The sequence below is a fragment of the Halococcus morrhuae DSM 1307 genome (assembly GCF_000336695.1).
GTDB classification, from domain to species: Archaea; Halobacteriota; Halobacteria; order Halobacteriales; family Halococcaceae; genus Halococcus; species Halococcus morrhuae.
This window is the reverse complement of the sequence record NZ_AOMC01000062.1, coordinates 1-1,905: the sequence shown is the minus strand read 5'-3', so window position 1 is coordinate 1,905 and position 1,905 is coordinate 1. Positions and strand designations below refer to the sequence as shown.

Annotated in this window: 1 protein-coding gene; it reads right to left on the bottom strand. The window is 63.1% G+C overall.

What is annotated here, in order from left to right; translation table 11 throughout:
* Positions 1–461: 461 nt before the first annotated feature.
* Positions 462–1,664 (bottom strand): MFS transporter, encoded by a 1,203-nt coding sequence (locus C448_RS04015; RefSeq protein ID WP_004052029.1) that lies wholly within the window; start codon positions 1,662–1,664, stop codon positions 462–464.
* Positions 1,665–1,905: the final 241 nt, after the last annotated feature.

Sequence of the window (1,905 nt, the reverse complement as noted above, 5' to 3'; positions counted from 1 at the left end):
GAAAGTCTGAAATCGACACGATTGAATTATAGTGCTCCAGACTTGTGATTGAAATGGTGGTTTGTAATTTTCCATGCTCCGAAGTTCTGCCCTTCCTATGAAATCGGATTGATATAGCGGTAGGAGGTATATCTCTCCCGATGTCTGTGGCAACCGATCGATTGCACGCGTTCGTCCGTCGCGTGAGTCCGGATCATTGAATGTCTGACCGCCACGAACGCACTCTCGTTGGACCATTGTTCTAACCGATCGCTACTGGCTGTTGTCCCAGAACGAACAGACGATGCCCATCATCCGCCTAGCCGAGAGCTGGGCTTGGTGTGGGCTGCACATCGCTGCTTCCGGCAAGCTTTCCCCGTCGAGCGTGACTATCGCTTCGAAATCCACGTGCCGACTGTCGATCACTGGCTCCAAACGCTTACCGTTCTTATACCGATGTGTCGTACTCGTCGCGACGACCGTCACCGGCGGGTGGCCACAACGACAGCGCCTCCGAGGGTGGCCAGACAGCCGATGCCGGCGAACACCATCGGGAAGCCGATCGTGCTCGATCCGAGCGACAGGGAGGCGGCCGCGGTGAACGCGACCGGGCCGATCGTCTGGCCAAGCCGGAGCATGCTCGTTCTGACGCTCATCAGCCCGGCGCGCAGCTCCTCGGGGACGAGACCGACGATCGTGCTGTCGAGCGATGGCGTAATGAGGCCGACGCCGGTGCCGAACGCCAGCAGACAGACGACGACGAGCGCGAGCGACGGCTGTGTCGCGAGACCGAGCAGCGACCCGCCGTAGAGGAGGAAGCCGACGGCGATCAGGACGACCGGGCCGACACGAGTCGAAATGCGCCCGTACTGGGTGTTGCAGGCGGCGCTGGCGACCGAGAGCGTGGCGAGGACGATCCCGATACGGCTGCTCGACAGCCCGTAGCTGTCGCCGAGCACCAGCGGGATCGCCGTCAACATGCCGTAGAACATGAAGAAGTGGACGAGCACGGTCAGGTTGGCCGCGACGGCGCGTGGGTACGCCACCACGCCACGTATGCGCCGGAAATACTCCCGTACCGACTGCTGCTCGCCGATCGTCGGCTCGTCGAGCACCGACAGCGCGTAGAGGCCCACGAGGATCGCCACGCCGAAGAACAGGAACGGCACTTGCCAGCGCACCGCCGCGAGCGTGCCGCCGACGAACGGGAAGATCGCCCCGCTGCTCCCGATCGCCCCGCCGTTGATCCCGATGACGGCGCTGCGGCGCGGATCGTCGTAGTAGTCGCCGATCAACGTGATCGCGAGCATGATCAGCGCGCTGCCGCCGACTCCCTGGAGCACTCGCAACAGCAGTACCTGCCGGAACGTCGAGGCGAAGGCGATCCCTGCACCCGCCACGCCGAACAGTACCAGGAGCGGGACGAGCGTCCAGCGACGGCCGATCCGATCGGCCAGCAGGCCGATGAACGGGGTGAGAACGACCCCGGGGATGGTGAACGCCGGCACGACCAGGCCGACGGCGGCATCGCCGACGCCGAACACGCCCTTCAGCTGGGGGAGCACGGGCGTGAGCAACGAGACGCCCATGATCCCGACCATCGAGCTCGCGAGAACGACGTGGAGGTTCGACGCCTGCCACGGAACGGTGCCCGATCGGAGGCTACCGGATTCGTTGGCACTCATCGTCCCCCGTTGACGGCGACCCGGTCACCGACCGACATCGGCCGGAAGATGACGATCGACGATGGTTGGACGGCTATCCATTCTACGGGCCGTTCTCCGGATGGCGGTTTGATAGTTTGGGTTTCACGTATTTTTGCGTCCACATGGGTACGATCGGCCGTGTTTAATCGCTAGACAACGTCGGATCAGGTCGCCAGAGTGACGGAGTTGAAGCGGAAGACGGCGAAGTATGTCAACGCAA

Excerpts from the sequence above, each read along its gene's own strand:
- C448_RS04015 (WP_004052029.1), bottom strand. The coding sequence starts at position 1,664 with ATGAGTGCCAACGAATCCGGTAGCCTCCGATCGGGCACCGTTCCGTGG.